Annotated in this window: 25 protein-coding genes and 1 tRNA gene; 8 read left to right on the top strand and 18 right to left on the bottom strand. The window is 68.1% G+C overall.

Annotation, left to right across the window (positions count from 1 at the left end):
- Positions 1-13: 13 nt before the first annotated feature.
- Complete coding sequence (gene trhA, locus AC5RW2_RS01965) at positions 14-775, top strand: PAQR family membrane homeostasis protein TrhA (protein ID WP_494073576.1); 762 nt, start codon at positions 14-16, stop codon at positions 773-775.
- 34 nt (positions 776-809) lie between these two features.
- Here trhA and AC5RW2_RS01960 read toward each other — a convergent pair whose 3' ends face one another.
- The 3 genes from AC5RW2_RS01960 to mca all read right to left on the bottom strand — a co-directional run bounded on the left by AC5RW2_RS01960 (position 810) and on the right by mca (position 4,300).
- A complete protein-coding gene (locus tag AC5RW2_RS01960) occupies positions 810-2,966 on the bottom strand; it encodes a thioredoxin domain-containing protein (RefSeq protein ID WP_494073575.1) in 2,157 nt (718 codons plus the stop codon).
- A gap of 2 nt (positions 2,967-2,968) precedes the next feature.
- Positions 2,969-3,322, bottom strand: coding sequence for a hypothetical protein (locus AC5RW2_RS01955; RefSeq protein ID WP_494026081.1), 354 nt, complete (start codon positions 3,320-3,322; stop codon positions 2,969-2,971).
- A gap of 63 nt (positions 3,323-3,385) precedes the next feature.
- The gene (gene mca, locus AC5RW2_RS01950; protein WP_494026082.1) at positions 3,386-4,300 is read right to left on the bottom strand and encodes a mycothiol conjugate amidase Mca; all 915 of its coding nucleotides are present in this window, start codon (positions 4,298-4,300) and stop codon (positions 3,386-3,388) included.
- Positions 4,301-4,354: 54 nt separating this feature from the next.
- Here mca and AC5RW2_RS01945 point away from each other — a divergent pair, with 54 nt between their 5' ends.
- Both AC5RW2_RS01945 and greA read left to right on the top strand, forming a co-directional pair.
- A complete protein-coding gene (locus tag AC5RW2_RS01945; protein ID WP_494014376.1) occupies positions 4,355-4,804 on the top strand; it encodes a DUF4307 domain-containing protein in 450 nt (149 codons plus the stop codon).
- Positions 4,805-5,072: 268 nt separating this feature from the next.
- Positions 5,073-5,564: a transcription elongation factor GreA gene (gene greA / locus AC5RW2_RS01940; RefSeq protein WP_494001468.1), complete on the top strand. Its 492-nt coding sequence runs from the start codon at positions 5,073-5,075 to the stop codon at positions 5,562-5,564.
- A 94-nt stretch (positions 5,565-5,658) separates the two neighbouring features.
- On the opposite strand, the gene AC5RW2_RS01935 is transcribed toward greA, so the two are convergent.
- From AC5RW2_RS01935 to AC5RW2_RS01915, 5 genes are all read right to left on the bottom strand, one after another.
- On the bottom strand, positions 5,659-6,234 hold the full coding sequence (locus AC5RW2_RS01935) for a rhomboid family intramembrane serine protease (RefSeq protein WP_494073574.1): 576 nt from the start codon (positions 6,232-6,234) through the stop codon (positions 5,659-5,661).
- 2 nt (positions 6,235-6,236) lie between these two features.
- Entirely contained in the window at positions 6,237-7,475 is a 1,239-nt protein-coding gene (gene ilvA, locus AC5RW2_RS01930; protein WP_494073573.1) for a threonine ammonia-lyase, read from the bottom strand.
- Positions 7,472-8,749: an AI-2E family transporter gene (locus AC5RW2_RS01925; protein WP_494001471.1), complete on the bottom strand. Its 1,278-nt coding sequence runs from the start codon at positions 8,747-8,749 to the stop codon at positions 7,472-7,474. The genes ilvA and AC5RW2_RS01925 overlap by 4 nt, the downstream gene beginning before the upstream one ends.
- A gap of 37 nt (positions 8,750-8,786) precedes the next feature.
- Positions 8,787-9,713, bottom strand: coding sequence for an aldose 1-epimerase family protein (locus AC5RW2_RS01920; RefSeq protein ID WP_494073572.1), 927 nt, complete (start codon positions 9,711-9,713; stop codon positions 8,787-8,789).
- 78 nt (positions 9,714-9,791) lie between these two features.
- Positions 9,792-10,622 (bottom strand): Bax inhibitor-1/YccA family protein, encoded by an 831-nt coding sequence (locus AC5RW2_RS01915; protein WP_494073571.1) that lies wholly within the window; start codon positions 10,620-10,622, stop codon positions 9,792-9,794.
- A gap of 300 nt (positions 10,623-10,922) precedes the next feature.
- Here AC5RW2_RS01915 and AC5RW2_RS01910 point away from each other — a divergent pair, with 300 nt between their 5' ends.
- From AC5RW2_RS01910 to AC5RW2_RS01890, 5 genes are all read left to right on the top strand, one after another.
- Positions 10,923-11,219 (top strand): GroES family chaperonin, encoded by a 297-nt coding sequence (locus AC5RW2_RS01910; protein ID WP_493978707.1) that lies wholly within the window; start codon positions 10,923-10,925, stop codon positions 11,217-11,219.
- A gap of 317 nt (positions 11,220-11,536) precedes the next feature.
- The gene (locus AC5RW2_RS01905; protein ID WP_494014380.1) at positions 11,537-12,865 is read left to right on the top strand and encodes a branched-chain amino acid ABC transporter permease; all 1,329 of its coding nucleotides are present in this window, start codon (positions 11,537-11,539) and stop codon (positions 12,863-12,865) included.
- Positions 12,866-12,876: 11 nt separating this feature from the next.
- The gene (locus AC5RW2_RS01900) at positions 12,877-13,857 is read left to right on the top strand and encodes a branched-chain amino acid ABC transporter permease (protein ID WP_494001474.1); all 981 of its coding nucleotides are present in this window, start codon (positions 12,877-12,879) and stop codon (positions 13,855-13,857) included.
- Between the two features lie 74 nt (positions 13,858-13,931).
- Positions 13,932-14,927, top strand: a complete 996-nt coding sequence (locus AC5RW2_RS01895; protein ID WP_494001870.1) for an ABC transporter ATP-binding protein — start codon at positions 13,932-13,934, stop codon at positions 14,925-14,927.
- Positions 14,924-15,694, top strand: coding sequence for an ABC transporter ATP-binding protein (locus AC5RW2_RS01890; RefSeq protein ID WP_494026087.1), 771 nt, complete (start codon positions 14,924-14,926; stop codon positions 15,692-15,694). Before AC5RW2_RS01895 ends, AC5RW2_RS01890 begins: the two co-directional genes overlap by 4 nt.
- A gap of 305 nt (positions 15,695-15,999) precedes the next feature.
- On the opposite strand, the gene AC5RW2_RS01885 is transcribed toward AC5RW2_RS01890, so the two are convergent.
- The 10 genes from AC5RW2_RS01885 to AC5RW2_RS01840 all read right to left on the bottom strand — a co-directional run bounded on the left by AC5RW2_RS01885 (position 16,000) and on the right by AC5RW2_RS01840 (position 26,098).
- Positions 16,000-17,394, bottom strand: coding sequence for an ABC transporter substrate-binding protein (locus AC5RW2_RS01885; RefSeq protein ID WP_494073570.1), 1,395 nt, complete (start codon positions 17,392-17,394; stop codon positions 16,000-16,002).
- Between the two features lie 144 nt (positions 17,395-17,538).
- Positions 17,539-17,611: transfer RNA gene (locus AC5RW2_RS01880), tRNA-Leu, on the bottom strand.
- Positions 17,612-17,658: 47 nt separating this feature from the next.
- On the bottom strand, positions 17,659-18,168 hold the full coding sequence (locus AC5RW2_RS01875) for a GNAT family N-acetyltransferase (protein ID WP_494001477.1): 510 nt from the start codon (positions 18,166-18,168) through the stop codon (positions 17,659-17,661).
- A 97-nt stretch (positions 18,169-18,265) separates the two neighbouring features.
- Positions 18,266-19,714, bottom strand: a complete 1,449-nt coding sequence (locus AC5RW2_RS01870) for an NAD(P)/FAD-dependent oxidoreductase (protein ID WP_494073569.1) — start codon at positions 19,712-19,714, stop codon at positions 18,266-18,268.
- A gap of 122 nt (positions 19,715-19,836) precedes the next feature.
- Positions 19,837-21,273, bottom strand: coding sequence for a S8 family serine peptidase (locus AC5RW2_RS01865; protein ID WP_494073568.1), 1,437 nt, complete (start codon positions 21,271-21,273; stop codon positions 19,837-19,839).
- Between the two features lie 49 nt (positions 21,274-21,322).
- Positions 21,323-22,273: a Ppx/GppA phosphatase family protein gene (locus AC5RW2_RS01860; RefSeq protein ID WP_494014398.1), complete on the bottom strand. Its 951-nt coding sequence runs from the start codon at positions 22,271-22,273 to the stop codon at positions 21,323-21,325.
- On the bottom strand, positions 22,273-22,980 hold the full coding sequence (locus tag AC5RW2_RS01855; RefSeq protein ID WP_494073567.1) for a DUF501 domain-containing protein: 708 nt from the start codon (positions 22,978-22,980) through the stop codon (positions 22,273-22,275). Before AC5RW2_RS01855 ends, AC5RW2_RS01860 begins: the two co-directional genes overlap by 1 nt.
- A gap of 67 nt (positions 22,981-23,047) precedes the next feature.
- Positions 23,048-23,803, bottom strand: coding sequence for an FtsB family cell division protein (locus AC5RW2_RS01850; RefSeq protein WP_494026093.1), 756 nt, complete (start codon positions 23,801-23,803; stop codon positions 23,048-23,050).
- Between the two features lie 90 nt (positions 23,804-23,893).
- Entirely contained in the window at positions 23,894-25,174 is a 1,281-nt protein-coding gene (eno, locus tag AC5RW2_RS01845; RefSeq protein ID WP_494001483.1) for a phosphopyruvate hydratase, read from the bottom strand.
- Positions 25,175-25,264: 90 nt separating this feature from the next.
- Positions 25,265-26,098, bottom strand: a complete 834-nt coding sequence (locus AC5RW2_RS01840) for a MazG nucleotide pyrophosphohydrolase domain-containing protein (RefSeq protein ID WP_494073566.1) — start codon at positions 26,096-26,098, stop codon at positions 25,265-25,267.
- Positions 26,099-26,104: the final 6 nt, after the last annotated feature.

Genomic DNA, 26,104 nt, shown 5'->3' with positions numbered 1-26,104 from the left:
CTAGAATTACCGCATGAGTGAACACGGCGCCGCCTCCGGGCCCTCCGGTTACCGGGGCGGCTACGAGGATTCCCCCGCCCGGCGGGAGGCGACGGACGGCCCCATCGAGCGGGCCGTGGAGCAGGTAGCCGACGCGCTCAACATCAAGCCGAAGTTCCGCGGCTGGCTGCATGCAGGGGCCACCCCGCTGGCCCTGGTGTCCGGGATCGTCCTCGTGGCGCTGGCACCAACGGCAGCGGCCAAATGGGCCTGCGCGGTCTACGCCGTCACGGGCGTGCTGCTCTTCGGGGTCAGCGCCGTGTACCACCGCGGCAACTGGAGCCCGCACGTCAAGCTGGTGCTCAAGCGCCTGGACCACACCAACATCATGCTGGTCATCGCCGGAACGTACACGCCGCTGGCCTGGTCACTGTTGGAGCCGGCGAAGGCCACGTTGCTGCTGTGGCTGATCTGGGCCGGCGCCATCGCCGGCGTCGGGTTCCGGGTGTTGTGGCCCCACGCCCCGCGCTGGCTCTACGTCCCGGTTTATTGCGCACTCGGGCTGGCCGCGCTGTTCTACCTGCCCGACTTTTTCGCTGCCAGCGTGCCCGCGGCGGTCCTGATCTGCGCGGGAGGAGTCCTCTACATCGGCGGTGCAGTGGTGTACGGGATCAAGCGGCCGGATTTCTCTCCCACCTGGTTCGGCTTCCACGAGCTGTTCCATGCCTGCACCGTGGTGGCTTTCGCCTGCCATTACCTCGCCATCATGATCGCGGTGCTCGGCAACTCCGGTTGACTCTCACCACGGGCGTCCGGAAAAAGTGCCGGACTCAGCCTGCTCCCGCGCCCAGCTCGGCGAGCAGGCCGTCGACGGTTGCCACCGGCCGCCGGCACACCATCCCGCGGCACACGTAAGCCAGCGCACCTTCAGCCGGGGCGGGCTTATCAGCCAGCAGCGGCGGCGCCCCCTCCGGCGGCCGGGCCTCTCCGGAACGCGCGACAACCAGGCCCGGGCTGCCGGTTGCGCGCGCCGCGGCTATGAGTTCGGCGGCCGCGCCCGGAGCCCCCGTGACCGCCAGCTCTACCGGCCCCGCCGCCAGTGCCTGCGCAGCGGCCAGGCCCCACCCGGCGGCACGCGGGGCGCGCACGGCAATCCGCTCCAGGTAACCCAGCAGCCGGCCCGCCAACTCCCGGTGCCGGGCGGAGCCGCTGTAGGCGGCATAGGTGGCCAACGCGCCGGCCAACAGGCCGGTGCCGCTGGGAGTGGCGCTCTCCAGCGGATCCGCGGGCGGAACGGATCCGGCGGCGGCAGCCACCTGGGCGGCGGGGGCCGCCTGGTCGCTCAGCTGTCCCGCCTCCAGGAACAGCTCCTCCGCGCGCAGCACCAGCGCTTCCGCGGCGGCATACCAGCGGGGCTCCCCGGTGGCCGCATACAGCGAGAACAGCCCCTCCGCGCAGCCGGCGTAGTCCTCCAGCAAGCCTTCGAAGTGCTGGGCAGTGCCGTTGTGCGACACCCGGGCAAGCCGGCCGGAGCCGTCCAGGTGCACGGCCAGCAGGTAGTCCGCGGCGGCCACCGCGGCGGCGGTCAGCTCGGGCCGCCCCAGCAGCTCGCCGGCTTCGGCCAGCCCGGCCACGGCCAGGCCGTTCCACCCGGCGACGACTTTTTCATCCCGCTCCGGCTGCGGCCGTTCCTGCCGGGCGGCCAGCAGCACCGGACGCAGCCCTTCCCACCGCTGCCGCTCGTCCGGTTCCAGCAGTCGTCCCGGGTGCAAGGTCGAGCCGGTGGCGGTGACGTTGCCCCGCTCGCGCACGCCCATCACGGAGGCAACCCAGCCGCCGTCGTCGGCGCCGAGCAGCTCCCGCAGCTCTGCCGGAGACCACAGGTAGGTTGCGCCTTCGTGGTGGACACCGTCGACGACGGTGTCGGCGTCGAGCGAGGACGCAAACCCGCCGTGCGCCAACCGCAGCCGGCCCACCATCCAGTCCGCCGTGCCGGCCGTGACCGCGCGCCCCAGGTCCCTCTCGGCCCCGACCGAAGACTGGAAGGCCCATTGCGCATACACGCGCAGCAGCTGGACATTGTCGTAGAGCATTTTTTCGAAGTGCGGCACGGACCACTGACGGTCCACCGCGTAGCGGGCAAAGCCGCCCTCCACCTGGTCGTACAACGCGGACCCGGCCATAACCTGCAACGTCCGGGACGATAGCGCGGCGGCCTGGCCAGCCGTGTCGGACCGCGAGGCCGCGGCATGCCGGAGCAGGAAGTGCAGCACGGCCGACGGCGGAAATTTGGGTGCCGCGCCAAACCCGCCGAAGACGGTGTCCTCCTGCCGCGCCAGGACCTCGACGGCCTGCTCGAGGACCGGGCGGCCCGCACCCCAGCCGCCCGTGGACACCTGCACGGGTCCCTGCCCGGGATCGCGGGACCGATCGGCGGCGTCGTCGGACCCCTGAGTGAGGTCCCCGAGGAGCTCACGGTTGGCTTCCCCCGCCTGCGCGAGGGCCTCGGCCAGCGAGGCGGCAGTGGTTTCAACGGCGTCCCGGCGCTGCTCCCAGGCTTCATGGACCGCCTGGAGCACCTGGCGGAAGGATGGCTGGCCCGGCAGCGGCCGCGGCGGGAAGTAGGTGCCGGCGTAGAAGGCCCGGCCGTCGGGCAGGGTAAAGACGCTCATCGGCCAGCCGCCCTGGCCGGTCATCAGCTGCGTGGCCGCCATGTAGACGTTGTCCACGTCCGGGCGTTCCTCCCGGTCCACCTTGACCGGAATGAAATGCTCGTTCAGGTACCGGGCCGTAGCCTCGTCCTCGAAGGACTCACCGGCCATCACATGGCACCAGTGGCACGCCGCATAGCCGACCGAAACGAAAACAGGCACGTCGCGCAGACGGGCCTGTTCAAAGGCCTGGTCACCGAACGGCCACCAGTCCACCGGGTTCCCGGCATGCTGGCGCAAGTAGGCCGAAGCCTCCGAGCGCAGTCTGCCGGCCATGGTTACTCCCGGCGGTCCGGGCGGCCCGAGCGGCCGCTGCGTTCGTTCGTGCTCCCGGTTTCGGTGCCGCCGCCGTCGGCGTACCCGCCCCCGCCGGCGGGGCCCGCCTGCCCGGACGCTTCAGGCCCGGCCGCGGGCGAATCCTGGCCGCCGCTCTCCTCCACCTGGGCGCGGTAGCGCACCCGCCGGATGCGCCGGCTCATGTCCCAGATCAGGAAAACCACCACGGCCGCGAGGCCAAAGGTGAAGAAAAAGCCCCAGGGGCCGGGCGAAACCTGGTCAGCGTCCAGGCCGGGCCGGAGACTGGGTTCGCCGGCACCGGCGGCGACGGCGGCAAGGATCTGGATCAGGGGCAAGTTTCAGTCTCTTTCTGGCTGCGTCCCGGAAAATTCGGCTCCGGTGCTGGTTGGCTGCAAGGTCTATCTTATGCCCGCAAAAAAATCCGTTTCCGGCACGCTGGTCTCCACCCGGGCGTGGATCAGCGAGAAATCCTCCCACGGCCAGACGGTCCGCTGCATCTCCTCGGAGACCGCGAAGAAGAACCCGGTGGGCTCCACCTGGGTTCGATGCGCCAGCAGCGCGCGGTCGCGGTGGCGGAAAAAGTCGCCGCAGTCGATCTGCGTGGTGGTGCGGTGGTTCGGCATCGGCGGCTGATGCCCCTCGGCGTCGGCCTCCAGCCACGCCGCGAGGCGTGCGGCGTAGGGCGACTGCAGCCCGGCTTCCTCCAGTGCGTAGTGCAGTGCCCGGAACCGTTCCGGGTTGAACGCGCGGTCATAGTAAAGCTTGAGCGGCTCCCAGGGACTGCCCGCGTCCGGGTAGCGCTCCGGATCACCGGCAGCGTGGTAGGCCTCCACCGCCACCTTGTGGGCCATGATGTGGTCCGGGTGCGGGTAGCCGCCGTTCTCGTCGTAGCTGATCACCACATGCGGGCGGAACTCGCGGACCAGCCTCACCAGCGGAGCCGCCGCCCGCTCGAGGGGCAGGGTGGCGAAGCTGCCGAACGGCAGCGGCGGCAGCGGATCCCCTTCCGGCAGGCCCGAATCTGCGAACCCCAGCCAGCGATGCTGCACGCCCAGCTCCGCCGCCGCCCGGGCCATCTCCACCCGCCGCAAACCGGCCAGGTCCCGGTGCGCCTGCGGATCGGACGCGGCCTCCGCGTTGAGGATGTCTCCGCGTTCGCCGCCGGTGCAGGTGGCGACGAGCACCTGGACGCCTTCGGCGGCATAACGCGCCATGGACGCGGCGCCCTTGCTGGATTCGTCGTCCGGATGGGCGTGGACCGCCAGCAGGCGCAGTCCCTCACTCTGCGCCGGCTGGGCTGCATCGAAGCTCACGTGGCTGCTCCTGGGAAATCTTGCGTGGGTGGGTGGGAAGCTAAACTTGAGGGCGTGAGCACCTCCGGCCCCCGAACCCCTCAGACTCCCCCCAGCTTAACGGTTTCCGAACGTTACGGCACACCGCGGCGGACGCTGTCCCGCCGCAGCAAACTGGCACTGGCCGGCGGGGCTTTGGGCGTGGCCATCATCGGCGCCGGTTTCTTTGCCCTGGGCCAGGACGGGCCGCAGATCGAGAGCAAGGACGTTGGCTTTGCCGTGGCCGACGCCGGCCACATCACCGTGGACTTCCAAGTCACCAAGGATCCCGAGGCCACCGTCCATTGCGCCGTTCAGGCCCTCAGTGAGAACTACGCCGTCGTCGGCTGGAAGGTCGCCACGATCGGGCCCGCCGCCGAAGGGGCTACCGCCCAGACCACGGCGCACCGCGTCCAGCTCCGGACCGAATCCCTGGCCGTTTCCGGCGGCGTGGACAGCTGCTGGCCCGCCGGCACCGGCGGCTGACCCTCCCGCCGGGCGCACCCGCGGCGTGCCTTTCCAGGCTGCCGCGGTTCTTTTGCCATCGAGTTATTGGGAAAACCGGCGGCGGCTGACTACAATTGAGCAAATACACTGCCCCGCCCCCCGGTGAACTGGGAACTCCCAGAACGAATGATTCACCTTCACGGCGGGGTCTTTGCATGGAGTGGCCGCCACCTTGGCGGCCTTTTGTGCAAAGAGCCACCGTGCCGGCCCGCCTCCAGCGGTACCGGCAGCAATTAAGGAGAACTACGTGTCCACTTCCAGCGCACCCGTCGCCTGGCTCACTCAGGAAGCCTACGACCGCCTGAAGGCTGAACTGGATCACCTTTCGGGCCCCGGCCGGGCAGAGATTGTCGACCGCATCGAACAGGCCCGCTCGGAGGGGGATCTCAAGGAAAACGGCGGTTACCACGCCGCCAAGGAAGAACAGGGCAAGGCCGAGGCCCGGATCCGTCAGCTCACCGACTTGCTGCGCAACGCCCACGTGGGCGAGGCACCCGCCGACGACGGCATCGTGGAGCCGGGCATGGTCATCGAAGCGAAGATCGCAGGCGACACCGAGCGCTTCCTGTTGGGCAGCCGCGAGGTCGCCGGCGAATCCGAACTGGACGTGTACAGCGAAAAGTCTCCGCTGGGTGCGGCCATCCACGGCCTGCGGGCGGGAGAATCCACCACCTATGCCGCGCCTAACGGCAAGCAGATCAGTGTGGAGATCATTTCCGCCAAGCCTTACGCCGGCTGATTACGCACCATCATCGTCGAAGGCGGGCTCCTGCGGGAGCCCGCCTTCGGCGTATGCGGCAGCAGGCGTCGGCCGGCGCACGCCGGGAACGGGTTCAGCGCAGGCCCCGCCTGCGGCGCAGCAGCACGGCGGCGGCGACTCCCCCGGCCGCCCCGAACAGGTGCGCCTGCCAGGAGATCCCGGGCAGCGCCGTCGGCAGGACTCCCCACAACACCGAACCGTAGAAAAGAAAGATGACCGCGGCCAGCAGGATCTGGCGCCAGCTGTGATTGTAGAAGCCACGTACCAACAAGTAGGCCAACAGCCCGAAGACCAGGCCCGAGGCGCCGATGGTCAGGCCAGCACCCGTCAGCCAGACCCCTAGCCCGGAGGCCAGCCAGCTGCAGGCGAGCACCACGCAAAACCGCCGGATTCCTTCCAGCAGCGTCAGGAACGCGAGTACCAGCAGCGGGACCGTGTTGCTCAACAGGTGGCCGGTGTCGGCGTGCAGCAGCGGCGCGAACACCACACCGTCAAGCCCGTCGAGCCGCCGTGGCGCGATGCCCAGCAGCAGGCTGAAGTACCCGCCGGCGAAGATGTTGACCAGGAAGACCACCCAGAGCAGTGCCGCCAGTGCCACGGCACCGGCCAGCGCCGGTGCGGGGCGCAGTCCACGGCTTCCGGCGGCCACGGTCAGTGCACGACGATGGGCTGGAAGCCAGCGGCGCGGAGGCTGCCGAGCACCAGTTCGCAGTGCTCGTGGCCCTTTGTCTCGATGTCGATGGTGATGGCAACATCGCCCATGCTGATGGACCCGCCGATGCGGGTATGGTCCACGCGCGTGACGTTGGCGTCCGATTCGGCGATGATGCGCGAGATCGTGGCCAGCGAGCCGGGTCGGTCGTCGAGCATGATCCGCACGGACATGAACCGGCCGGAAGCGTACAGTCCCCGCTGGATCACCTTCAGCATCAGCATGGGATCTATGTTTCCGCCGGAGAGGATCACCGCCGTGGTGCCCGGGTCCGGGATGACACCCTCCATGAGCGCGGCGACGCCGACGGCACCGGCAGGTTCGACCACCAGCTTGGACCGTTCCACCAGGAAGATCAGTGCGCGGGCCAGGGCGTCCTCGCTGACCGTGACCACGTCGTCGACCAGTTCACGGATGATGGAGAACGGCAACTGCCCGGGGCGGCCGACGGCGATGCCGTCGGCCATGGTGGAGACCTTCTGCAGCGGCACCAGCGCATCGGCGGCCAGGGAGGGAGGGTAGGCGGCCGCATTCTCCGCCTGCACGCCGATCACCCTGATCTCGCGGCCCAGCTCTTTCGCCCTGGCCTTGACGGCCGTGGCGACGCCTGCCAGCAGTCCCCCGCCGCCGACGCCCATGACGATGGTCTCGACGTTGGGGACCTGCTCCAGGATCTCGAGCCCCAGCGTGCCCTGCCCGGCGATGATGTCCGGGTTGTCGAACGGATGCACGAAGACCGCTCCGGTCTCGTCCGCGTAGCGCTGCGCCTCGGCGAGTGCCTCGTCCACATTGTGGCCGTGCAACACGACTTCGGCGCCGTGGCCCCGGGTGGCCGCCAGCTTCGGCAGGGCGACGCCGAGCGGCATGAAAATGCGGGCCTTGATGCCCAGGCGGGCCGCCGCCACCGCCACGCCTTGCGCGTGGTTGCCGGCGGAGGCAGCCACGACGCCGCGTGCCTTCTCCGCATCGGACAGCCCGGCCATCCGCACGTAGGCACCCCGGACCTTGAACGACCCGGCCCGCTGCAGGTTCTCGCATTTGAAGAACACGTCGGAGCCGACCGTCCGGCCCAGGGCGCGGGATTGTTCGATCGGCGTCTTGGCGATGATGCCGTCGAGGGTTTTCCGGGCGGCCTGGATATCGTCGAGCGTGACGGGAAGCTGGGCGGTGACTGTCACTTGTCGGTCTCTTTTCTGTGCAGCAGGACGCGGCGTCGGCGGGAGGGTTCCCGGTCTGAGGGCTCGGGCGGATTTCCGGGACCCGGCGAAGCCAGTGCCGGTTCCGGTGCCCGGTAGGGTTCTTCCACCGGTGGCGGCGCGCCCAGGGCCGGGTCGGTTTCCCATCCGCGGGCGGCGATGTATTTCACGACCGCGTTGAGGATCGCCAGCAGGGGGACGGCAAAGAGTGCGCCGGCGACGCCCGCGACCATCGAGCCGCCAGCCACGGCCAGCACGACGGCCAGGGGATGCAGCGAGACTGCCTTGCCCATGATCAGCGGCTGGAGCACGTGGCCCTCCAGCTGCTGAACCCCCAGCACGATGGCGAGCATGATCAGCGCGTTGACCCAGCCGTTGGCCACCAGTGCCAGGAGGACGGCGACGAACCCGGTGAGCAGGGCGCCGACGATCGGGACGAAGGAGCCAAGGAATACCAGGACGCCCAGCGGAAGTGCCAGTGGCACGCCGATGATGGCCGCGCCCGCGCCGATGCCGACGGCGTCGACGAAAGCGACGAACATCTGGACCCGGATGTAGTGGACCATGGAGGTCCACCCCTGGCGGCCGGCGCCATAGCCGGCCGCCCTCGCCTTCTTGGGCAGCAGGCCGACCATGAAACGCCAGATCCGGTCGCCGTCGTAGAGGAAGAAAATCAGCGCGAAGATGGTCAGCAGCAGTCCGGTGACCAGGTGCCCGGCGGTGGACCCGACGCTCAGGGCGCTGGAGAAGATCGCGCTGCTGTTGTTCTGCAGCTGGTCCAGGCCTTCGTTCAGGTAGTCGTTGAGTTGTTCGTTGGTCAGGCGGAGCGGCCCGTCCGTCAGCCAGCCCTGGACCTGGCCGATGCCTTGCATCACCTGGTCCCACAGCTCGCTGAAGCCGATGTAGAGCTGCCGGCCGACCAGGGAGAGCGCCCCGCCAATCAGCCCCAGGAAGCCCAGGATGGTGATGACGACGGCCAGGCTCTTGGGAACCTTGGCCTTGAGCAGGAACCGGACGACGGGGGAAATCAAGGCGGCGATCAGGGCCGCGACCATCAACGGGATGATCAGCAGCGAGACGAAACTGAGCAGCCAGACCAGCAGTCCGCCCACCACCAAGATCAACCCCACCCGCCACGCCCAGGCCGCACTGATCCGCAGCGCATAGGGAACGTCCTCGCGGACGTGGTGTTGGCCGTCAACTCCGGCCAAACGTCCGGCCGGCAGCGGACGGTTTTCGGGGAAGGACCGGTTCATACACCCAATAGTTTCATACTGTGACCCAGCCGTGCGTTCAGTGAAGCTGCGCCGTAATGCCCCAGCTCCCGCCGACCGTTGCACCGGGCTCCAGCCATTGAAGCCCCAGGCCGGAATTGAAGCTGTTGGCGGGTGCCGTCATCGGTTCCACCGCGACGGCGCGGTCCCGGCCCGGATATTTTGTGGTCACCAGGACATGGACGTAGGGGAAGGTTTCGTCCTGCCACAGCGCGACCGCCGACCCGCTCTCCGAGGCGAGCGTGGTCACCGCGCGGCCACCCGGGCCGGCGGACAGGGCGGTGTAGCCGTGATCGATGTCCAGCTCCGCCAGCCGGCTTCCGCCGCGCAGGTCGCACTGGCCGGTGACCGGCACATCCGCCGTCGGAATCATGGTGTGCCGGTCCGTCGGAAAGTACCGCGCCGCCGGCACGGTCAAGGTCAGCCGGTCGGCGGGTTCGTCTCCGAGCCGGATGAAGGGATGCGCGCCCAGTGCGACAGGTGCGGCGGCCGCGGACAGGTTTTGCAGTTCCTGCCGGACGGTCAGGTCGCCGGCCTGGTCCAGGGAGTATTCGGCAACGTGGCTGAGCCGGAAGGGGTAGCCGTGCTGGGGGAAGATCTCTGCCTGCAGCACTACCGCTGACCCGCTGCGGTCGACCAGCCGGTAGCCGGTGTTGCGGAGCAGCCCGTGGATGGCGTGGCCGCGGCTCGGTTCGGTGATGTCCAGTTGCTGTACGGCGCCGTCGAGTTCCCAACGGCCTCCGTCCACCCGGTTGGGCCAGGGCGCCAGCAGGATGCCCGAGGCCGAGGGTGGGATGCGGTCGTCGCCGAAGGTCTCGGTCAGCTGCACGCCCTGTTTTTCGAAGAGCCGGAGGCAGCCCGCCAGTTCGGTAACCACGGCCCGCGACCCGGCGCGCCGCAGTTCAAACTGCTCGCCGGTCGCTGCCCGGCTGCGCTGGCCCGTCATGGTTCCACCGTAGCGGGTCGCCGCTTAAACAGCCGACCCCGGCGCACTGGCCGGGGTCGGTGGGTGAGGATGGGCCGCTTACTCGTCGCCGCGGAGGATGGCGAGCAGGCGCAGGATCTCCACGTAGAGCCAGACCAGGGTCACGGTCAGGCCGAAGGCGGCGGTCCAGGAGTACTTGCGGTCCACGCCCTGCCGGACGCCCTGCTCGATCGAAGTGAAGTCGACGATCAGGGAGAACGCGGCCAGGCCGATGGCCAGCAGGCCGATGATGACACCCAGCGGGATGCCCATGATCTCAGCGCCGCGCATGCCCCACTGGTTGTCCAGCACGCCGAACCACATCAGGCCCAGGTTGACCAGCGAGAAGAGCGCGTAGCCGATCAGCGCGATCATGAAGAAGCGCATGGCCTTGGGGGTGGCGCGGACCTTGCCGCTCTTGAACAGGGCCAGCGTGACGGCGAAGACGCACACGGTGCCCAGCACGGCCTGCGGGGCCACGCCGGCGTACATCGAGTCGATGACCATGGACAGGGCGCCGACGAACAGGCCTTCGGCGGCGGCATAGGCCAGGATGAGGCCCTTGGACGGCTCCCGCTTGAAGGCGTTGACCAGCCCGAGCACCAGGCCGGCGATCATGCCCGGAATCAGCAGGATCGGGAACATCCAGCCGATCGCACCGCCGACGACTACCAGGGACAGGCATGCCAGGGTCTTGAGGATGACGTCGTCATAGGTCATCCGGCCGGTCTGGGCGGGGCCCGCCGACGGCTGGTTGTATAGATCCTGCAGCTGCTGGCTGGAAAGCTGGGTCTGGCCGGCGAGCACGGCGGAGCCGGCTCCGGCAGGGCCCGCGGGCGAGCCGCGGAACGCCTTCGGGTTGTTGAAAACCGGATTTCCTCCGATTGCCATCTTGTTGTCCTCCATCGTCAGGGGGCGAGCTATTGCTTAGACTACCAATCCCAACGAACAACACGGCAGAAAATTCCTTGACCGGCCGGTTAACCCGGGTCGGGCCCCGGCGCCGCCCTCCGGCGGCCTTCCTGGGCAGTAAACCTGCGTCGGCAGCAGCGCCGCCCTGCGGCAGCATCGCGGCCGACGCGCCTGCAGCCCCGCGGCCGGGCCCGCCTGCCCGGGTAGAATGCTGGAGTGACGTCCCGCAGTCCTTCCAATGCGCCCCGCTCCTCCGCCCGCGCCAAGCTGCCCCTGCGCATGCTCCATGACCGCATCCTCGTGGCTCCGGACCAGGACAGCAGCGAGCGCCGTTCGTCCTCGGGAATCGTCATTCCGGCCACCGCCGTCATGGGCAAGCGCCTCGCGTGGGCCGAGGTAGTCGCCGCCGGCCCGCACGTGCGTCAGGTAGCGGTCGGCGATCGCGTGCTCTTCGACCCCGAGGACCGCGCGGAAGTCGAAGTCAACGCCGCCGACTACACCCTGCTCCGCGAGCGCGACGTCCATGCCGTCTCCCAGCCCGAGGAAGCGGACAGCGGCACGGGGCTCTACCTGTAGATCTCTACCTGTAAATTCGGGGCCCTTCCTGCCGTTCCCGGGCGCCTGCCTGAAGCTTCCCGCAGGGACCCCTCTGGTTTTCCGCGGGGTTGCCGGCATCCGGTAGCCCGCCTGTTCCCAGAGGCCGATACGTTTCATCGATGCTAAACGACGGCTTCACAGTTGTTACCTGATCGCGACAGAACGCACCTTCCCGCCGCCCGTGACGCAGGTAACATAAACGACACGTCCGTGATTTCCGTCACAGACGCTGTCAGCGCCTGCCGGTGATCCGGCGGACCACACCCCCCACTGTGGAGGTTCATATCTTGATCGCGATGCCGAAGCTCGTTCGGCCATTGGGGACATTGCTCGCCTTACTGGCGATCATCGCGGGCATTATCTTGTCCGCGCCACCCTCACTGGCTTCGACCACCTCACCTGAGCCCACCCCCGGCGCGACGACGACGGGGACCGCGCCGGCGGAACCCTTCCGCGACACGATCAGCGGCGTCCTGCGCAATGCCGACGGCCCCGTCGTGGGGGTGCGGATCACGGCGACGGGCGAAGGATTCACCGGCGAGGCGACCACCGGCGAAAACGGGTCTTGGTCGATCGGTGTCCCGAAACGTGGAACGTACCAAGTCGAAGTGGACGTCTCGACCTTCCCGGAGGGAGTGGAGCTCGCCGAAGGCACGCCGAATCCGCGGGAAGTCACCTTCACGAACACTTCCAACGCCGCGGCCATCTTTCCGCTCGGTGAAGGCATTGTGCTCCAGGGCGCCGGTTTCGGGGAGATCTTCGTCGAGCGTCTCATTGCGGGCCTGAGCTTCGGCCTGCTGCTGGCCCTGGCCTCGGTGGGGTTGTCCCTTATCTACGGCACCACCGGACTCACCAACTTCGCGCACGGCGAGATGGTCACCGCCGGCGCGGTGCTGATGTTCGGCTTCGCGCTTGTCGGCCTTCCGGTGTGGCTGGCCATGCTGTTGGCCATTGTCCTGGGCGGCGCGTTCGGCTGGGCACAGGATGCCTGGCTTTGGAAGCCGCTGCGTCATCGGGGTACCGGGCTGATCCCCATGATGATCATCAGCATCGGCCTGGCCCTGGCTGCCCGCTATGTCATCCAGTTCAACTTCGGCGGCGCCACGCAGCAGCTGCCGCAGGCCCGAAGCCCCATCCTGGAATTTGGCGAGATTTCGATCAGCCGCAACACGCTGCTCTCGTTGATCGTCAGCCTGATAGTGATCATCCTGATTGCCATGCTGTTGCTGAAGACCCGGCTGGGCAAGGCCACCCGGGCGGTCGCGGACAACCCCGCGCTGGCGGCGGCCTCCGGTATCGATGTTGACGGCGTCATCCGCATCGTCTGGACGGTCGGCGGAGTGCTGGCCGCGCTGGGCGGCATCCTCTGGGCGTATTACCGCCCCGGCGTCACGTTCAACATGGGCCAGCAGATTCTGCTGCTCGTCTTTGCCGGCGTCATCCTCGGCGGCCTGGGCACCGTGTTCGGCGCCCTGGTCGGCTCGGTGATCGTCGGCATGTTCGTCGAACTGTCGACGCTCTGGCTGGAAGCGGACCTGAAATACGTGGGCGCCCTGCTGATCATGATCGTCGTCCTGCTGTTCCGGCCACAGGGCATCCTGGGCCGTCGAGAGCGCGTGGGTTAGGAGGCAACACCATGGATTTCCTGAATATATTCACCAACGCCCTGGGCGAAATCATCAGCCCGACGACGGCCGCCTACGCCCTGGCGGCACTCGGGCTGGCCGTCCACTTCGGCTATTCCGGCCTGCTGAACTTCGGTCAAGCCGGTTTCATGGCTATCGGTGCCTACGGCTTCGCCATCCCCACGCTCGAATGGGGCGTGCCGTTCTTTGTCGGCGTCCTGATAGCCCTGATCGGCTCGGTGATCTTTGCGCTCCTGCTGGGCATCCCCACGCTGCGCCTCCGGGCGGATTATCTGGCCATCGTCACGATCGCCGCGGCGGAGATCATCCGGTACGTGGTCACCACCAACGACCTGACGGACATCACCGGTTCGGCCAACGGCCTGGCTGCCTTCGAAGGCGGGTTCTTCGCCCTGAACCCGTTCCCGCAGGGCGCCTACAATTTCGGCCTGGTGACCCTGAACGAACGCGGCCTCTGGATCCGCGTCGTCGGCTGGGGCCTGGTGGTCATCTGCTGCCTGCTGGTGTTCCTGCTGATGCGCAGCCCGTGGGGCCGGATCCTGAAAGGCATCCGCGAGGACGAGAACGCGGTGCGGGCCTTGGGCAAGAACGTGTACTCGTACAAGATGCAGGCCCTCATCATCGGAGGCCTGTTCGGAACAATGGCCGGCATGGTGTTCACGCTTCCCCGCGGAGCGGTGCAACCAGCCAACTACCAGACGGAGCTGACGTTCTTCCTCTGGACCTGCGTGCTGCTGGGCGGCATGGCCACCGTCCTCGGCCCGGTTATCGGCGCCATGCTCTTCTGGGTAGTCCTCTCGCTGACCCAGGGACTGCTCTACGGTGCCATCGAGGCGGACTACATCACCTTCCTGACAACCACGCAGGCAGGACAGCTCCGCTACATCCTTGTTGGCATCGCCTTGATGCTGCTGATGATCTTCAGGCCCCAAGGCGTGCTGGGCAATAAGAAAGAACTGGCATTCACATGAGCGAACAAGACCGCACCACCGCTGCCGGGGCCACCGCCGTCCCGGAACAGGCAGACCAGCCGGGCACGGACTACATGACGGACACCCGTCCCATTGCTGCCGACGAACCGGGCCCGGGCTGCCGGAAACGGGATCCCATCCTCGTCGCCAAAAACGTGACCCGGCAATTCGGCGGCGTCAACGCCGTGGACGTGGAATATCTCGAGATCCCGCGGCACCAAATTACGGCGTTGATCGGACCCAACGGGGCGGGCAAGACCACCCTGTTCAATTTGCTCACCGGGTTCGATATCCCCCAGAGCGGCGAGTGGTCCTTCGAGGGGCATTCCCTCGCCGGTGTGCCGTCCTACAAGGTGGCCCGCATGGGCATGGTGCGCACATTCCAGTTGACCAAGGTTATGGGAAAGCTCTCCGTCATGGAGAACATGCGCCTGGGTGCCACCGGGCAGTCCGGCGAGAACCTCTTCAAGGCCCTCTTCAAGAACATCTGGGGGCCCAAGGAACGGGAGATCACGGATCAGGCCGACGTCTTGCTGGCCAAGTTCAAGCTCGACACCAAACGGGACGACTACGCAGCATCGCTCTCGGGTGGCCAGCGCAAGCTGCTGGAAATGGCCCGCGCCCTGATGGTCCGGCCCAAGCTGGTCATGCTCGACGAGCCGATGGCCGGCGTCAATCCCGCCCTGACGCAGTCGCTGCTGGAGCATGTCAGAAACCTGAAGGCCGAGGGCATGACCGTGCTGTTCGTCGAACACGACATGCACATGGTCCGCCACATTGCCGACTGGGTGGTGGTCATGGCCGAAGGCCGGATCGTGGCAGAAGGTCCGCCCGGCGTCGTCATGAAGGATCCCGCTGTCATCGACGCGTACCTGGGCGCCCATCACGACGTCGACCTGGGCGACGCCGAAGGTGTCGAAGCGCTGGAGGAAGAGCTGGCGCAGGACGCGGAGTCGGTCGTGGGCACGGATGCCGAGGGCGTCCTGGGCCGCCACATCAGCGAGCAGGATTCCAGCGCGGAAGAAGCAGGCAACGCCGACCGCGGAACCAGAAGGAAGGACCGGCCATGAATGCGCGCCGCATGGAAACGACCCCGAAAGCCGTGGCGCCGGGGGAACCGGTGGTCACCGTGACGGATTTGGTGGCCGGCTATCTGCCCGGCGTCAATATCCTCAACGGCTGCAGCATCGAAGCCCGCCAGGGCGAATTGATCGGCATCATCGGCCCGAACGGTGCCGGCAAGTCAACCCTGCTCAAGGCGATGTTCGGCCTGGTCAAGGTCCATTCCGGCACCGTAGTGGTGCGCGGCCAGGACCTGACCGGGCTGAAAGCGAACAAGCTCGTCAGCCGCGGCATCGGGTTCGTCCCGCAGAACAACAACGTCTTCTCGACGCTGACCATCGAAGAAAACATGGAAATGGGCATGTTCCAACGGCCCAAAGACTTCAGGAAACGCTTCGATTTCGTGGCGGGTATCTTCCCGGAACTGGCCAAGCGCCGTGCGCAGCGGGCGGGCTCGCTCTCCGGCGGTGAACGCCAAATGGTGGCGATGGGACGGGCCCTAATGATGGACCCGGCGGTGCTGCTCCTGGACGAGCCTTCCGCCGGCCTCTCTCCGGTCAAGCAGGACGAGACGTTCCTGCGGGTGCACGAAATTAACCGGGCCGGTGTTTCCGTGATCATGGTGGAACAGAACGCGCGCCGCTGCCTGCAGATCTGCGACCGCGGTTACGTCCTGGACCAGGGCAAGGACGCCTACACCGGAACCGGCCGCGAACTGCTGAAGGATCCGAAGGTCATCCAGCTCTACCTGGGCACGCTCGCGGACACCGCCTGAGACCCAACCTCACCGCGACGGCGGCGCCTGTCCCCAGGGGCGGGCGCCGCCTTCGTGTTTGCCCACTGGCCTCAGGGCGCCGCCCGCTGCGCCCAAGCCGGGTGTCCCCGCTGCGTGTGCTGCCCCCTGGCGGGCCCAGGCGGCATGCTCGTCCCCAACGCCCCGCCCGGCCCGGTCCCAGAGGACCTCTCATGCCGGCACCGCCTTCGCATCCCGCTCCGGAACGTCCGGCCCGGGAGCACGGCAGAGGGCCCCGACCGGCGGCCGGGACCCTCTGCCGTGTTACCCGTCGTGCTGGATCAGCCTTACAGCTGGCCGAACTCCTCGCGCTTCGGCTGCGGTACGTTGGTGTCGTCGTACTCGTAGATGCCGATGTAGGCCTCGGTCGGATCACCGTTCTCGTCGAACGAGATCGGGCCGGAAATGCCGTCGTAATCGATGTCCTTGCCGTCGCGCAGCAGCGTGACACAGCCGGCGAAGTCGAAGCACTTTTCGCCGTCCGCGGACACGCCCTGCATTTCCTTGGCGATGTCCTCGCCCTTGGTGCTTCCGGCAGCCTCGGCTGCCAGGGCCACCAGGTTCACCGCATCGTAGGACTCACCTGCGTAGGAGTAGGAATTGAGGTTGTCGTCCATTTTCGCCAGCGCCGCCTGGAAATCTTCCTTGGCGAACGTTCCGGGGATCGTGCCCTGGGCCCCGGCCATGGCACCCGGATCGAGGTCCGCGCTCAGGTCCGAGGTGTTGCCGTCCACCAGGAACATCTGGTCGGGGGTGACTCCCTTGGACAGCAGCAGCGGTGCGATCGACTTGATCTGGTCGAAGGTGATCAACGCGATCGCGTCGGGCTTGGCGTTGACCACGGCGTCCACCTGCGAGCTGAACTGGGAGTCGCCCTCGTTAAACATCTCGGTGGCCACAACCTGGCCGCCGGCGCCTTCAAACGCCTGCTTGACGTTCTCCGCCAGGCCGGTGCCATACGCGTCGTTCAGCACGATCATGCCCAGCGTCTGGGCGCCGCAGGACACCATGTAGCTGCCCAGCGTGCGGCCCTGCAGCACATCCGACGGCGCGGTGCGCCAGTAGAGGTTGTTGTCGTCCCAGGTGGTGAAATCCGGCGAGGTGTTCGCAGGGGAAATCTGGACCACCCCTGCGCCCGTAATCTGGTTGATCACGGTCTTGGATACGCCCGAGGACGCTGCGCCAACGACGGCGCTGACATCCTCGCTCAGCAGTTCGGTCACGGACTGGGTAGCGATGTCGGTGGTGGTATCGCCGGAGTCTCGCTGGATGGTTTCCACGTCCTTGCCCAGGACGCCGCCGGCCTCGTTGATCCGCTCAACGGCCAGCTCGACGCCCGCAACTTCCGGCGGGCCCAGGAAGGCCAGCGAGCCGGTGGCGGGCAGCAGCGTACCGATTTTCAGCGGGGTATCAGTGGAGCCCTTCGTCTCCGGAACGGCGGAGGGGTCACCCGTCGCGCCTGCCGTGGGACCCCCGCCCTCCCCCGCGTCGGGACACACCAAACCGGATGCCCCCGCCGGTGCCGATGTCCCGGCTCCCCCGCCGGTCTCCGAGGGCGTTGACGTGCCCCCGCCGCAAGCCGAGGCAAACAAAGCGATCCCCAAACCGAGCGCGGCCACCCTTCCCGCGCGTGCGGAGTTGCCGCCGGTGCCGAAAAGCACTGCATTGCGTGTTGCAGTCATGTATGTTTTCTCCTCGATCGAAAGGTCCGCGAACCTTTGATGCGATCACCAGGTATTCCTGATTACAGAGAAAACTAGTCCAATTCGTTGTTGAAAATAAGCGTTTTGGGTTACATCCTTGTAACGCTCGTCACACTTAATCCGTACCCCCGGTGGGACTCGAACCCACACTGGACCGATTTTAAGTCGGTTGTCTCTGCCATTGGACTACGGGGGCCAGCACTCCGGCACCTACCTAGGGTACTTGATGGGCCTGTACCCGGTTCACAATCTCCCGAAGGGTTCGGCGTAGCGGAAAACACCCGCCGGCACCGGCCGGCCGGCCAGCGGGAGGGCCATGAAGTTGGCGCCCCACGATGGATCCGGGGCACCGATGCCCAGTTCGCTGGCTGGCCGATAACCAAACCGCGGATAGTAGCCGGTGCTTCCCAGCAGCACGATCACGCTCTCCCCGGCCGCCTCGGCGCGATGCCGCGTTTCCTGCAGCAGGGCCGCCCCGATCCCTGCACGCTGATGGTTCGGCTCCACGGCAAGGGGCCCCAACCCCAGCGCGGGCTCATCGCCAATCCAGCCGCGGGTGCTGATGACATGGCCAACGACGGCGCCCCCTTCTTCGGCGACGAGCGAAAACTCCGGCAGGAAGCCGTCGCAGCCGTACAACTCGGCCAGCAGCCGGGCTTCCACCGGCTCATCGCCGTCGTCGGTGGCGAAGGCGCGTGCCACCAGTCGGAGCACGGCCGACCGGTCGTCCCGCTGTTCCGTCCTGATCCTCACCGCAGCATTCTATGCGGCCCCGCCCCGCCGGGAGCTCCTTAAATGCAGTGAGGCCCGGGCACCGCCACAGCGGTACCCGGGCCTGATGCTGGTGCGCCTAGCGGCCGGTGGAGGCGAGTTCCTTATCCGCCTCGGTGCCCTTGGCAGCCCCTGCCGGCTTGGGGGCGTCGGCGGCCTGCGGGCGCGGTTTGGGGGAAGCCGCCTCGCGGAACTGGCGGTACGGAGTCTGCAGGTCGGCAAGGCGCGTGGTGTCGCGGCCCAGGAAGATCGTCCAGAACCAGTTCGAGACCACGCGGATCTTGCGCTCCACCGTCGGCATGGCCATCCCGTGATAGCCGCGGTGGGCCATCCATGCCGGCCAGCCCTTGAGCTTGATGCCCATAATCTTGGCGACGCCCTTGTTCAAGCCGAAGCCGGCGACTGCGCCCAGATTCTTGTGCTTGTACTCGGTGATGGTGCCCACGCCCCAGCGGGCGGCGTAGATGTTCTTGGCGAGACGCTTCGCCTGGCGGATGGCGTGCTGGGCGTTGGGAACGCAGAACCCTCCCACTCCGCCGCCGGTCAGGTCCGGCACGGCGGCGACGTCGCCGGCGGTCCAGGCCCCGTCGATCGGGCCGTTCTCGTCGATGATCTGGAGCGTGGCGTCGGCCTTGATCCGGCCGCGCTCGTCCTGCGGGAAGCCGAAGTTGCGCGCCACCGGGTTCGCCTGGACTCCGGCGGTCCACAGCAGGGTATCGGCCTCGAAGGTTTCGGCGGGAGTCTTGTCCGGCATGTTGATCAACTCCAGCACGCCGCCTTCTGCCTTGGCCAGTGAGGTGTTGAGCATGACCTCGATGCCGCGCGAGCGCATGTGCTCCACGACCCATTCGGCCTGGTCTTCGGTGACCTCGGGCATGATCCGGCCCATCGCCTCGACCAGGACGAAGCGCAGGTCTTCCTGGCGCAGCCGCCCGTTCTTCTTGACGGCGGCGCGGGCCAGGTCCTCGATCTCGGTCATGGCTTCAATGCCGGCGAAGCCTCCGCCGACCCCGACGAAGGTCAGCGCGCGGGTCCGCTCCGGCCCCTCCGGGAGCAACGAACCGGATTCGATCCGCTCGAGGACCTTGTTGCGCAGTTCCACGGCTTCTTCGACCGTCTTCAGGCCGATGCCGGCTTCGGCCAGTCCCGGGATCGGGAAGGTGCGGGTAATGGCACCGGCGGCAACGACGACGTCGCGGTAGTCCAGTTCGAAGGCCTCGCCGACGGCGGGGGTGATCACGGCCTTCTTCGCGGCATGGTCGATCGACGTTACCTTGCCGGTGATGAGTTCGGTGTCCCGCAGGTGCTGCCGGTGGTTGACCACCACATGGCGGGCTTCGATGCTGCCGGAGGCGACCTCGGGCAGGAACGGCTGGTAGGTCATGTACGGCAGCGGGTCCACCAGGGTAACGATGCCGCCGTGCCGCTTGACCTTCTTCTGGAGGTTAAGCGCGACGTAAAGACCAACATAACCGCCGCCGACCACCAGGACGCGCGGACGATCGGACAGAGCAGGAGTGAGTGCCATGCTCCCAGTATAGCCGCTTTTGTGAAACTTTTCACGAAGTACTGGGCGCGCGCGTGACGGTCCCAAGGAACCCCCACCGACGGCGGGTGTGCCGGACCGAACGGCCCGAAGGGTCCGGGGAATCAGCGCTTGGCGGGCTTCCGGATCTCATCCCGGATCGGCGGGATGAAGTCCGTGTTTGCTTCCTCGACCGCCGACGTGCCCTGCCGCACGGCCTTGCGCGTGCGCAGGGTCTGGACGGCGCCCAATACCAGGACGGCGGCGATCAGTCCGCCGAACGAAAACACGAGGACGGCCGGCAGCACCGAGTCTTCGCTGTTCGGGGGCACCGCCACGGGCGTAGTGGGTTCCGGAATATCCGGCGCCTCGGCCTTGGACTGCACCGGAGCCTCCGACTGGGGGGCGGCGGCTTCACCGCGGCGGTGCACCGTAATCCAATGCGCGATGGAGCCGAGCGGGTTGCCGGCGACCTCCGGCACGTCCGCGTTCAAGGCTGCCTCCGCGTCGAGTACGCCGTAGCCGTAGATCGGATCATGGCCCGGAACACCTGCGTCCTTGGCCGTGCTGACGATTCGGTTGATCACCTGGGCCGCGCTCATGTCCGGGTATTTGGAGCGGATCAGTGCGGCCACACCCGAGACCAGCGGCGTGGCACCGGAGGTGCCGGACCAGTCGGCATAGAGGCCGCCGGGCAGTCCGCCGACCAGGTTTTCGGCCGGTGCCGCAACACCGATGACGATGCTCTGGGCCGAGGCCTCCTGGCTCGCCTCGCCGTCGCGGTTCAATCCCGCCACGGTCAGCACGCCGGGGATGGTAGCCGGGGCGCCGGACTGTTCCGTGCCGCCCGCGCGGTTGCCCGCGGCGGCGACGACCACCACGTCATGCTGTTCGGCGTAGAGGAACGCCGCGTCCCAGCTCTCCGGCCAGGAGGTACTGGAGCTGGTCAGTGACATGTTGATGACCTGCGCGCCATTGTCCACGGCCCAGCGGACGGCCGCCGGAATTTGCTCGTCGACGCCTATGCCCGAGGGGTTGGGCGTGCCGAGCCAGGTAGACGCCGTCAGGATCTGTGCCTTCGGTGCCACCCCGATCACGCCGTCCGTGCCGGCGCCGATCCCCTCGTCCTTGTGCTTGGACTTGGACTCTTTGTCGTTCTTCTTTTTGGCGTCCTTTTTGTCTTTCTCCGGTGCATGGCCGCGTCCGGCCAGCAGGGTGGCAACCAAGGTGCCGTGCTCCGGCGTTTGCCCGATGCCCCGCTGGCCATCGGGATCACCGGAGCCGGATACGTCGGTACCGCCCACCACGGCACCCTTGAGGTCCGGGTGCGTCGCGTCAACGCCGCTGTCGATCACCGCTACCTTGACGCCTTCGCCCTGCGATTCGTCCCAGGCGGCGCGAATCCCATAGGCGTCCAGCCAGTATTCCTTGTCGCGGGTGTCGTCCGCCTGGGCCGGGCCGGCAAGCACCAACGAGGCGAGCACCGCGATCGCCGTTCCCAGCGAGAAGGCCTTCGACGCGGCTGCGCGTCTGGCCGGCCGTTCACTGTCGCGCTGGCGCATGGATGTCCCTTCGTTGGCAAAGCGGTTTGGTCCCCGGAACCCGGGAAGCTCAGTGCGGCAGCCGGGTGGCCGCACTCAGGGCGATTCCGTCAAGAATATCGTGTTCGCTGGCGGTCGCACCGTCCACGCGGCCGCCGGTCAGTGCGGCCAGCCGTCGGGAAACGGTCCGCCAGATGAGCGCGCCGGCGCCGATGACATCGACCCGTCCAGGATGCATGTAGGGCAACGCGGCCCGCTGTTGCCGCGTCATCTTCAGGAGGGAGGTGCACGCAGCATCCAGCCGGGCACCGTCCAGATGCGCCCCGTGGATGCTTTCCGGACGATAATCGGCCAGCTGCAAGGCGTGGGCGGTGACCGTGGTGACGGACCCCGCCACTCCGACCAAGCGGTCGACGTCGGCCAGCGGCACCTCGTCGAGCACGTGCGCCAGGTGTTCTTCGGCGCCCGCCACGGCGTGGGCGATCTCGGCGGCGGTTGGCGGATCCGAGAGCAGGTGCCGCTCGGTAAAGCGGACGCACCCCATGTCGGTGCTGAGCGCGGCCAGCACCCCGTCGGCGGTTCCCAGCACGAACTCGGTGCTGCCGCCGCCCAGGTCCACCACCAGCACCTTCTCCCCCGGTTGCGGTGCCAGGACGTTGGCGGCGCCCGTGAAGGACAGCTCAGCCTCTTCCCGGCCACTGATCACTTCTGGTTCCACGCCGAGGCGCTGGCGGATGCCGTCGACGAAGACCTGGCGGTTGGCGGCGTCGCGGGTGGCGGAGGTGGCGACAAAGCGCAGGGTTTCGGCACCGTGGCTGCGCAGCTGGCCGGCATAGTCCTCCGCCGCCGCGAAGGTCCGCTCCAACGCTTCCGGCGCGAGCGCCCCGGTGGCGTCGACGCCCTGCCCCAGCCGCACGACTCTCATCTCGCGGACCACGTCGGTGAGCCCGCCGTCCTGGACATCGGCGATCAGCAGGCGGATCGAGTTGGTTCCGCAATCGATCGCTCCGACGCGTGCCACTAGGACTCGCCTCCGTCTGCCTGGCCGGACGTGGGGCCATCGACGGTGCCGCCGTCGTCGTCCGCCGCCTCCCTGCCGCCGGCTCGCCGGGCCTTCTTCGCGGCCAGCTCTTCGGCCGTCAGTCCCTGCGTCCGGGTGTGCCGGCTTAGATCCCGGGCCGGAGCGATGCCGTCCACATCCCAGGCTCCGGGGCAGTAGCAGCGGTCCGCGGTCCACCATTCCGCGATACGTTCGATCGCTTCGTCGCCCAGCGGATTCACGCCGGGACCTGCGGCCAGCGAATGACCCACCAGGACGTGCAGGCATTTGACCCGCGTGGGCATGCCGCCGGCGGAGACTCCCGCGATTTCGGGCACGTCGCCGATGCCGGCCCGGCGGCCGACCTCGTCGCGGGCCGCCAGGTACTCCTCGTGCGCGCGGCGGTAGGCCGCGGCCAATTCCGGATCCTGCTCCAGCCGGTCGGTCATCTCCGTCATGACCCCTGCGGCCTCCAGCCGGGATACCGCCGACGTGATGACCGGGTGGGTCAGGTAGTACGTGGTCGGGAAAGGGATCCCGTTCCCGAGCCGCGGCGCCGTCGTGGCGACCAGCGGGTTTCCGCAGACGCACCGTGCGCCGATCTCCACGACGTCGCGCACGGGCCTGCCGAGCTGGCGGCTCAGGGTGTCGAGATCGTCGGGGGTGGGGGTGCGCTGAGCGTCGTTCATGGCTCAGTCCTTTCCTGGCGCGGCCCGTGGGGCAGGGCCGTGTGATCCGGCAGGCTCTGCCGGGAGGTCAGTCTGCTGCGGGCGTGTCTGTGGCCGCGCGGGTCACCGAGTTCCACAGGGCGTCGACCCACGGCAGGTCCTCGGGTGCGGTGGCGGAGGCATGTTTGTTGGACTCGCGCAGTCCCTCCGCGCCGGTGACCATGTACCGCTTCTCCCCCGGCATTACATAGAATATGCGATCCCGGGCCTGCTGCTTGATGTAGGCGGGATCGTCCCAGCGGGCCAGTTCCTTGGTCAACTGTTCATTGGAGTCTTTCTTGGCGGCGATATCCGCCTGCAGCGCGGAGAGTTCCGCCCGCTGTTCAATGAAGATCCGCACCGACGGGGCCAGCAGCACGGTGATCGATACCAGCACCAGGGCCAGCGCCAGCAGGCGCCCGGAGAACGCTTTCGCCGGGACCGGCACGGCGTCGGCCGGGATCTCCTTGGCCGGTGGCCGGGGCTTTTGGCCGGCAGCCGGTGCGGCGGGCTGCCGGATGGCCTCGGACAGCTGCCGGCGTTCGGCCGCGCGGGCTTCCGACGGCGAGGGTTTGGGTTTCGCCGGCGGCTTCGGCTTTCGCTGCTGGCCGGCGTCCGGCGCGCGGGGGGTGCGGGCATCCGGCTGCGGAGCGGAGCCGGTCGGGGGCCGGCCGAAGTCGGCCCGGATCACCTGTCCGGACTCCGGTTCCCGCGCGTCGGTGTCCTTGCCGTCCACGCCGCCCGAGGCAGGCCCGCTGCCGGCCGGGCGGCCGGCCCGGGGCATGTTGGGGCGTCGGGTGGACATTCGCGGCTCCTCACCGTGGTCGTCGTGCGGGGCCCGGCTCCGGTTTTGCCGCCGGGCCCCGCTTAAGACATTACCGAGGGTCGGGCCGAACTACGCCGTGAAACGCGGGAAGGCGCCGCGACCGGCGTAGCGGGCTGCGTCGTCGAGCTCCTCTTCGATGCGCAGCAGCTGGTTGTACTTGGCCACGCGCTCCGAACGGGCCGGGGCTCCGGTCTTGATCTGGCCGGCGTTGGTGGCCACGGCGATGTCCGCGATCGTGGTGTCCTCGGTCTCGCCGGAGCGGTGCGAGGTGATCGTGGTGTAGCCGTTGCGCTGGGCCAGGGCCACGGCCTCCAGGGTTTCGGTCAGCGAACCGATCTGGTTGACCTTGACCAACAGGGAGTTGGCGGTCTTGGCATCGATGCCCTGCTGCAGTCGCTCGGGATTGGTGACGAACAGGTCGTCGCCGACCAGCTGCACCTTGTCGCCCAACTCGGCCGTCAGGGCGGCCCAGCCCTCCCAGTCGGATTCGTCCAGCGGATCCTCGATGGAGACCAGCGGGAAGTCGGCCACCAGCTGGGCATAGTAGGCGCTCATTTCCGCCGCCGTCAGGGACTTGCCCTCGAACTGGTAGGCGCCGTCCTGGTAAAACTCGGAGGACGCCACGTCCAGGGCCAGGGCGATGTCCTTGCCCGGGGCGTAACCGGCACGGGTGATCGCCTCGGTGATCAGATCCAGCGCGGCCCGGTTGCTGGGCAGGTTCGGGGCGAAGCCGCCCTCGTCGCCCAGCCCCGTGGACAGGCCCTTCTCCTTCAGCACGGTCTTGAGGCTGTGGTAGACCTCCACGCCCCAGCGCAGCCCCTCGGAGAACGTGGCGGCGCCCAGCGGCACCACCATGAATTCCTGGATGTCCACGTCGGAGTCGGCGTGCGATCCGCCGTTGAGGATATTCATCAGCGGGACCGGCAGCACGTGCGCGTTGGGGCCGCCCAGGTACTTGTACAGCGGGAGGTTGGCGGATTCGGCGGCGGCCGAGGCCACGGCCAGCGACACACCGAGGATGGCGTTGGCGCCAAGATCGGATTTGTTGGAGGTGCCGTCCAGATCCAGCATGGTCTGGTCGATCAGCCGCTGGTCGGTGGCGTCGAGGCCCGCCAGCGCCGGCTGGATGGTGTCCACCACGGCGGCCACGGCCTGGCCGACGCCCTTGCCCAGGTAGCGGTCCTTCTCGCCGTCGCGGCGTTCCACCGCCTCGAACGCCCCGGTGGAGGCGCCGGACGGAACCGCGGCCCGGCCCATCGAGCCGTCGGAGAGCAGCACCTCAACTTCTACGGTGGGGTTGCCGCGGGAATCAAGGATTTCGCGCGCGTGGATGGCATCGATCAGCGCCATGGAGTAGCTCCTGTTCGTTGGAACGAAAGATGGAATGTCTGCAGGCGAGGCCGGGGCCGGCTGCAAGGTCCGGCTTAAGACTAATCGAGATCACCCGCCGCGGTTTTCTTCCGTTACGCGCTGCTGGAATCTGCGGACGGCGCCCCGCAGGGCCTGCTCGGGATCCACGCCCGCCTCGACTGCCCGGCGGACGACGGCGAACAGCTCCTCGCCGACGTCGCGTTCTGCCCGGGCAGCACCGGCCGCGCCGGTGCCCCCGGCCGCGCTGGCCTGCTCCGGCCCGGCCGCCGACGCGCTGGCTTGCTCCGGCTCCGCCGCCGCCGCGCTGCCCGCCCGGGCCGCGCGGTCCAGCGATTTCGCTGCCAACGCCAGCGCCGGCAGCGAGTGCGGAAGCCCGTCGAACGGCGTGGTCCGCTCCGGCTTTTCCGCCGCCTTGACCGCGTCGTAGCCGGCCACGATCTCGGCGATGGTCTCCGGAAACTTGTCCTGCAGGGACCCGTCCGGCCGGAAGACATGCCGGTTCCGCCGGATGAGTTTGGCTGTCAGTTCCGCGGCCACGGCGTCGAAATCAAAGTGTCCCCGCTCTTCCTGCAGACGGGCATGCAGCACTACCTGGTAGAGCACATCGGCCAGTTCGCCCTTGAGTTCGGCAACGTCGGCCCGGCCGGTGTGGCCGGTGTGGCCGGTTTCGATGGCTTCGGCCAGTTCGTGGGCTTCCTCCACGAGGTACTCGACCAGCGACTCGTGGGTCAGCGCCGCGGTCCACAGGCAGTGTTCGCGCAGTTGTGCCACGACGTCCAGCAGCCTGGCGAGCGCCTCCCCCCGGCCGGGCTCAGCGGCGGCGTCCGGGAGCTCCCCCCCGCCGGACTGAGCGGGGGCGTCCGGGAGCGGCCCCCGCTCATACGAGTGTCCGGCGTGCGGCATCGCGGC

It is taken from the genome of Arthrobacter sp. B0316-1-20 (genome assembly GCF_059091865.1).
The sequence above is the reverse complement of the archived record's forward strand: the minus strand, read 5'-3'. Positions and strand labels throughout refer to the sequence as shown.